The organism is Desulfobaccales bacterium, from assembly GCA_041648175.1.
Taxonomy (GTDB): Bacteria; Desulfobacterota; Desulfobaccia; order Desulfobaccales; family 0-14-0-80-60-11; genus 0-14-0-80-60-11.
In genome coordinates this window covers 1-7,521 of record JBAZPO010000038.1, presented here as the reverse complement: position 1 = coordinate 7,521, position 7,521 = coordinate 1, and the positions used below count along the sequence as shown (strand labels likewise).

Genomic DNA, 7,521 nt, shown 5'->3' with positions numbered 1-7,521 from the left:
GCTCAAGAATTAGAATCAAAACAGCGGTTTTGGATAGAAGAAGATGGCTGCGGCATCATCTTAGATATTTGGGACTGGTAGGAGAGGCAGATGAAAAAGATCATGGGACTGGGAATGATGCTCCTGGCAGGTTCATTGATAATCCCCGGCAATCTCTGGCTCGCGAGCCAAGTCCTGGCCCAAAGCGAATCGCCGACGATTGCAGATAAGCAACAGCAAGAGTTACAGCAGAAGCGCCAAGAGGAATCGCAATATCTCGAACAGAAAGAGAAAAAACTGCAAGATACCGGCAAGCGCCAGCAAGACGCCATCAAGCGCCAGGAGGATGCCATCAAGCGCCAGAAAGCCACCGAACGGCGCCTGCGGGAACTCGAGAAAGAAGAGAATTAAGACCGCCTAACCACATACTACCGGAGGAAGTTGTCATGAACCGAGGAACCAAAACATCAGCGTGGCTGGCGATCTGGCTTTTCATTGCCTCGGTCTTGGCCATTTTCCCAGGCACAGTTGCCGCCGCCAAGAGCGGAGAGACGCCGGGGGCGATGCAGACAGTCCAGTACAACGGAGAATCTGAATACCGGGTATATAGAGGGACTTTGGACATCCGTATCCAATCCGAGACTGGGGGCTCCCCCCCGGGTGAGCTTGTGCTCATCGATCCTTCCGGAGACAGGACGGGTCCTGAGGACACGGAGATTCACGTGCGCAATCCGATGAGCGGCCTTTATCACCTGCGGATAATCGGCCGGGAAATCGGGGTTTACACCTTGTTTCTCAAGGCCTATAGCGGCAGCGGCAGCACCTCGGATGTGCGGTTCCGGCATATGACCATCCAGGATGGAGAGGTCCATCACTATCGGATCTATTTTTCAGCTCGGGGGCCTAAGCTCGATGTGCGGCGCACCCGGGTAACAAGGGAGTAAATCCCATGTGCATGCGGGTTCAAACGTCCACTTCCAGCCAGGCCGCGGGCCCCAGAAGCCTCAGGGTTGATTGCCCCCTGACCTTTGAAGGGCAGAAAGTCCCTTTCATCACAAAATTACGAAGATGGGCTGCTGCATAGCGGGATAAAACTCTTACCAAAGGAGAGGATAACATGAAAGGTAAATTCAATTTCAAGTTAGGGGCACTCTGCGCCATCCTGAGTGCGATGCTGCTGACGCCCGCCCTGGGCCAGGCCAAAGAAGATTCCTGGGGTGAAATGCATAAAATGCGCCGGGCCGCTGCGGTTAAAGAGTTGAAGCTCAGCCCGGAAAAGGCCAAAGACTTTAACGCCGTGGAAGAAAAGTATGCCAAGGAACGCCAGGAATTAATCGAGAGGTTGAAGAAATCCTATATCGAATTGGAGAAAGCTTTGGCCGCGGCCAACCCCGATGAGGCCAAGATCAAAGGCCTGGTAGCCGCGGTACGCGCGAACAAGGACAATATGGTCAAGTCCTTCAAGTCCCAACAGGATGAGGAACTGGCCCTGATGACGCCCGTGCAGCAGGGGCAATATCTGAACCTCTTGAATAAATGGCGGGAAGAGATGATGCAAGAACATATGAAGATGAAGCAAAAATAAGGCCGCCGGCGCCCAGGGAGGGACTTGGATTCGCCTGTGGGCGCAAGATCAGGCAACGGTAAACGTTCAACTTCTGCTTAGAAAGGATGCCGATATGTCAAAATATTATAGGTACATTATTATATGTCTAACGCTATTTCTATTTGGTGGCTGCGTGAGTCCATATGGATATAGCAGTTATGGATCTCCTTACGGCGGCCAACAATATAGGTCCGGGTATCCTTATACTACTCCGTATTACACTACTCCGTATGGATCGCCACAATATGGTTATCCATATTATCCATACCGCTACCCGCGGTAACGGTGTCCGGAGCCGGATTAAACTTGGAAAAGAGGTCCCCAGCACCAAGTTGGGACAGATGCAGATAGGGCTGCTGGGCTGGCGATAGACGAGTCTACGATGGGTCAGGGCGTGATGATGCCCCCGTCAATGATGCAACAGCAGCAGTCGCTGCAACAGAATATTCAGCAAATACTGAGGTGAAGGAGGCAAGTTATGAACTGGGATCAAGTGGCAGGAAACTGGAAGCAATTCAAAGGCACGGTTAGGGAGAAATGGGGCAAACTCACCGACGATGATTTGGACGTCGTTGCTGGAAAGCGTGATCAACTCCTCGGCAAAATCCAGGAGAGATACGGTATCACCAAGGAAGAGGCGGAAAAGGAGTTCAAGAAGCATTGGAAGTAAATGAACTACCTTTGCATCGTTTTTCCCATGCCCAGGCGCCGATAGGGGATGGGCAGACCAAACCTCTGCGGTTTTTCCAGATCCAAGGAGACTGAAAATGTTCCCAACTGTTTATCTGACACCGGTGGCCTCACTGATAGCGGGAATATTAATTCTCATGATACCCAGGCTCTTGAACTACATTGTGGCGATCTACTTAATTGTCATCGGTATTATAGGGTTGGTTCCTCATTAACCTGACCCTGCTTTTTTTAAGGAATGGGGGTATCTCATGGAACGGCATCGGTTACGTTTTAAGACGGCCGCGGTGGCCATGGTTTTTTTGTTGTGTCTCATGGCCTGCTCGGGCGCCAAGATTAACCAGGAAAACTTCGATAAAATCAAAACCGGCATGACTCTGGCGGAAGTCAAGGCCATTCTGGGAGAACCCGCCGATTCCTCCAGTATCGATGTGGCGCTGATTTCCGGTGCCACCGCCATGTGGAAGGGGGAAGGCATCACCATTAACATCCAATTTATGAACGGCAAAGTTATCGCCAAAGAATTCCTCAAACCCGGGAAAGAAGCCCCGAAGCCCGGGCAATAGCCGGGACCGGGAAAGTGGCTACGGTCAAAGCAGTGCTAAGGCTGCCGCCTAATTTAGGCTAACCACAAAGGAGGAATACCATGTTAGGCACTATTTTAATTGTCGTACTCATCCTCTTTCTCGTCGGCGCCCTTCCTACCTGGCCTCATAGCAGGGAATGGGGCTATGCTCCGACTGGTGTCGTCGGGACGATCCTGATAGTGATTCTCATCCTGTTCCTCCTTGGGCGACTATAAGGGGAGTGAGGGAATCGAAAAGGAGGTGCACCGGCCGGGAATTAAGGTGGCTGGCGAGGATAAGCTTTATGGCACTTTTTTGAGGAAACAGGCTTGCGTTTTCCGAGACCAGGTAACGCTAGACAACGCTTGATCATAAAAAAACTAAGGAGAAAGATGCAATGAGAATAAAAATTGCCCTAATGACGTTACTGGTGGTGCTGCTTTCGGTAGGGACGGCTCTGAGCCAAGCCCCCGTAAATATGTACGATACTTTAAAGGCTGCCGGCAATTTTACGACTTTCTTAAGTGCCGTGGATAAAGCCAATGCTCAGGAATTGAAGGCGATGCCGGGCAATTTCACCCTGTTTGCGCCCACGGACGAGGCCTTCGCCAAGCTGCCCAAAGACTTCCTGGATGGCGTGATGGCCGATGGCGCCCGTGTCCGGGACTTGGTTTTCTACCACATCACCCCTGGCAAGTATATGGCCAAAGATCTTCCGGGGCTTAAGGAATGCAAGACCTTGTGTCCTACGGATCGGGGCGACCTCCTCGTGCTCACCAAAGTGGGCGACAAATATATGGTGGGTACCGCCCACATCATCAAAGCTGACGTCATGGCCACTAACGGCGTAATCCATGTGATTGACGCCGTCTTATTGCCCAAGTGGGCGCCTAAGTCTCTTTTGAAACCGACTTCGTAATTAACCGAAAAGGATTTTAAACGTTGAGCTTGCGCCTTTCGTCGAGCGTTAATTGGTCTCGGAACCGTACGCAGAATTTATTAATGATTGTTGCTTTCGTCATGGTTCAACCTGGCGTTAAGGCGGCCCATGGCGCCTCTAGGATCGATGTCATTATCTAAAATTGAGGAGAGAGCTTATATGCGTAATACCCGTAACTTGATGACCGTGGTCGCCTGTTTGTTAGCAATCGGGCTCCTTTTCGGGTCCGTGGCCCTGGCGCAACAAACGACCGGCCCGGCCCCCCAGCCGACCGTGGGTGAACCCAAACACCGCAGCGGCCCCCGGGCCTTAATGGCGGAAGACGTAATCACCCCCATAGCCAAAGGATACGATCTCTTGCGGGACGGCAAATATGAGGCCGCGGAATATCAGTTCAAAGATGCCCTCAGCCGCGATCGCTATAATCCCTTTGCCCTGAACAATCTGGCGGTGCTGCAAGAGAAGAATGGCAAGTTGAAGGATGCCCTGGCGTATCTAACCGACGCCAAAGCCCATGCGACAGAGTACCTGGAACAGGTGGAGCAGACTTGCTTTGTCGGTGGCCTGTGCAATGCGGTGAAACCGCTACGGAAGTTGGGCGCCACCAGCACTATCGCTCCCATTGTTGACGAGAACTACAAAAAGCTCCAGGAGAAGATTGCTAAAACTCCTATGGCTCCGGAACCGTCAACCCCGCCTCCCATGAAATAGCAATAACCACAGGGGCCTTCGGGCCCCTGTGCCCTCTGATTGCCAACCTTAGCCGCGGGCGGCGATCTTACTTGAAGGAGCAGACAGGATGAAGAGAGAGCAACGGTATTTAGGGTTGGTAGCAGCCTTATGCGTGGGGTTGGCTCTGGTCCTGGGAACTGGTTTTACCCAGTTGGCCCAGGCAGCCCCGGAAGATGTGGCGATGTTTTATAATGAACTCGAGCAGCACGGGCAATGGTTTGAATATGAGAATTATGGGCCGGTGTGGCAACCCAGCCGAGTCGGGGATGATTGGCGGCCTTATACCGACGGCCGCTGGGTCCCCACCAAACAGGGCTACATATTCGAGTCCCAGGAACCCTGGGGTTGGGCTACCTACCATTACGGTAACTGGATGCCCACCGCCGGGTACGGCTGGGTCTGGGTTCCGGGACGCACCTGGTATCCATCCACGGTGCAATGGCGCACCAGTCACAAAAACGTGCCGGTGAATGCCTCGTATGTGGGCTGGGCCCCGATTCCCCCTCAAGGCTATGTCCCGCCCCCGGCCTATGCACCGTCGACCTACGGAGCGCCCGCAGCAGACGTGCTCACCCCCCCATTATGGATTTTTGCCCAAGCGGCCAGCTTCCTGCTGGGTTTTGGCCAGCCATACACTCCGGCCTATTCCTATATTTCCCAGCCGGTGCTGGCGCCCCCGTCCTATGTGCCGGTGTTCTATCGGCAAACGGTGATTGTGTCCACTTATTACACCCCCGCGTATTACGCTCCGGCCGTTTCCAGGGGCCGCGCCCCCAGCTACGGCGCCTATAGCTGGGGTCCGCCGGTGCAATATATCTCCCGAGTCACCAACATTAACCAAACCATCATCAACAACAACATCACCAACAACACAACCAACATCACCAGGATCAACAATGTGGTCCCGCCTCAGCAGTTGGTGGCCCGCAACGCCTACATCAGGCAGATTGTGCCGCCTGCCTTGCTTAAGGGTGAGCCCTTGCCGCCATCCAAACCGACGGGCAATATCAGATTGGCCCAGGCAAATCTGCCGGCTCTCCAAGGAGTGCCGCAACTAACGGCCCAAATTCCCAGGGTGCAACCGCATCCGGTGAAACCTGGCCAGGGCGTCCCGGGGGCAGGCTTGCCTGCCAAGGCGCTCATGCCTCTAACTCCGCAAATGCAGCAGCAGGTGCAGAAACTACCGCCGAAGCAGCAGATTGTCCCGATCAAACCGCTGCCCATCAAGCCGGTAGCGGCTCAGCCTGCGGTACCGGCAGAGCCTGCCGTGAAGGCTAAGCCTGCCGTGCCGGCCGAGCCTGCGGTCAAGGCCAAACCAGTAGTACCGGCTAAACCTGCGGTGCCGGCCGAACCTGCCGTCAAAGGTAAACCTCCCGTACCAGCCGAGCCTGCGGTTAAGGGAAAACCTGCGATCCCGGCTAAGCCTGCGGTACCGGCCGAGCCAGCCGTTAAGGCTAAGCCTGCCGTACCGGCCGAGCCCGCGGTTAAAGCCAAACCTGCGGTGCCGGCCGAACCTGCCGTCAAGGCTAAACCTAGAGTACCAGGCCAACGTGCGGTGCCGGCCGAGCCAGCCGTGAAGGCTAAGCCCGCCGTACCGTCCGAGCCCGCGGTCAAGGGTAAGCCTGCAGTTCCGGCTAAGCCTGCAGTTCCGGCCGAACCTGCAGTCAAGGCTAAGCCTCCGGTTAAGGGAAAACCAGCGCCCCCGGCCCAACAGCGCCAAGAGCAGCAAAAGGGAAAACCGCAATCGGAATGACCATGAAGTAGCGATAGCCCAGGGGCCTTCGGGCCCCTGGGCCCTGACTTTCAATATGTTAGCTTGAACGGCTCGAAGACAGGCTGCGACCTCCCAGGAAAGATGAGAAATGGCAAACTACTCTGACCAAAATTGGCTGGTCCCGCAGTCTGAGCGTAAGCAGGCGGAAGAGGCCCTGCTTAAAGCGGGGGCCTTGCAGAAGGCGATTTTCAACAGCGCCAACTTCTCGAGTATCGCCACCGACGCACAGGGCGTCATTCAAATATTCAATGTCGGCGCCGAGCGCATGCTCGGCTACACGGCCGCCGAAGTGGTGAACAAGATCACCCCGGCCGAGATTTCCGATCCCCAGGAGGTGATAGCGCGGGCCGCGGCGTTGAGCCTCGAGCTGGAAACCCAGATCACGCCAGGTTTCGAGGCCTTGGTCTTCAAGGCTTCCCGGGGGATCGAGGATATCTACGAACTGACCTACATCCGCAAGGACGGGAGCCGCTTTCCGGCAATCGTCTCGGTCACGGCCCTGCGGGACGTTCAAGACACCATCATCGGCTATCTGCTGATCGGCACCGATAATACCGCGCGCAAGCAGGCGGAAGAGGCCCTGCTTAAAGCGGGGGCCTTGCAGAAGGCGATTTTTAACAGCGCCAACTTCTCGAGTATCGCCACCGACGCGCAGGGCGTCATTCAAATATTCAATGTCGGCGCCGAGCGCATGCTCGGCTACACGGCTGCCGAAGTGGTGGACAAGATCACCCCGGCCGAGATTTCCGATCCCCAGGAGGTGATAGCGCGGGCCGCGGCGTTGAGCCTCGAGCTGGAAACCCAGATCACGCCGGGTTTCGAGGCCTTGGTCTTCAAGGCTTCCCGGGGGATCGAGGACATCTACGAACTGACCTACATCCGCAAGGACGGGAGCCGCTTTCCGGCAATCGTCTCGGTCACGGCGCTACGGGACGTTCAAAACACCATCATCGGCTATCTGCTGATCGGTACCGATAATACCGCGCGTAAGCAGGCGGAAGAGGCCCTGCTGAAAGCGGGGGCCTTGCAGAACGCGATTTTCAACAGCGCCAACTTCTCGAGTATCGCCACCGACGCGCAGGGCGTCATTCAAATATTCAATGTCGGCGCCGAGCGCATGCTCGGCTACACGGCCGCCGAAGTGGTGGACAAGATCACCCCGGCCGAGATTTCCGATCCCCAGGAGGTGATAGCGCGGGCCGCGGCGCTGAGCCTCGAGCTGGAAACCACGATC

Annotated in this window: 9 protein-coding genes; all 9 read left to right on the top strand. The window is 55.4% G+C overall.

The genetic code is table 11. The features are described 5' to 3' along the window. Positions 1–90: 90 nt before the first annotated feature. Positions 91–390 carry a hypothetical protein gene (locus WC600_18270; protein MFA4904677.1) on the top strand — a complete coding sequence of 100 codons (300 nt, stop codon included), beginning with the start codon at positions 91–93 and terminating at the stop codon, positions 388–390. A gap of 35 nt (positions 391–425) precedes the next feature. After that, entirely contained in the window at positions 426–923 is a 498-nt protein-coding gene (locus WC600_18265) for a hypothetical protein (protein MFA4904676.1), read from the top strand. Between the two features lie 173 nt (positions 924–1,096). Further along, the gene (locus WC600_18260) at positions 1,097–1,564 is read left to right on the top strand and encodes a periplasmic heavy metal sensor (protein ID MFA4904675.1); all 468 of its coding nucleotides are present in this window, start codon (positions 1,097–1,099) and stop codon (positions 1,562–1,564) included. Positions 1,565–2,063: 499 nt separating this feature from the next. Beyond that, positions 2,064–2,255: a CsbD family protein gene (locus tag WC600_18255; protein MFA4904674.1), complete on the top strand. Its 192-nt coding sequence runs from the start codon at positions 2,064–2,066 to the stop codon at positions 2,253–2,255. 271 nt (positions 2,256–2,526) lie between these two features. Beyond that, positions 2,527–2,841, top strand: a complete 315-nt coding sequence (locus tag WC600_18250) for a DUF3862 domain-containing protein (protein ID MFA4904673.1) — start codon at positions 2,527–2,529, stop codon at positions 2,839–2,841. A 397-nt stretch (positions 2,842–3,238) separates the two neighbouring features. After that, on the top strand, positions 3,239–3,760 hold the full coding sequence (locus tag WC600_18245; protein ID MFA4904672.1) for a fasciclin domain-containing protein: 522 nt from the start codon (positions 3,239–3,241) through the stop codon (positions 3,758–3,760). Between the two features lie 180 nt (positions 3,761–3,940). After that, entirely contained in the window at positions 3,941–4,492 is a 552-nt protein-coding gene (locus WC600_18240; GenBank protein ID MFA4904671.1) for a tetratricopeptide repeat protein, read from the top strand. Between the two features lie 88 nt (positions 4,493–4,580). Further along, the gene (locus tag WC600_18235; protein MFA4904670.1) at positions 4,581–6,266 is read left to right on the top strand and encodes a DUF6600 domain-containing protein; all 1,686 of its coding nucleotides are present in this window, start codon (positions 4,581–4,583) and stop codon (positions 6,264–6,266) included. A 109-nt stretch (positions 6,267–6,375) separates the two neighbouring features. Continuing rightward, positions 6,376–7,521 (top strand): PAS domain S-box protein (locus WC600_18230; protein MFA4904669.1); only part of this gene is annotated, 1,146 nt, incomplete at its 3' end.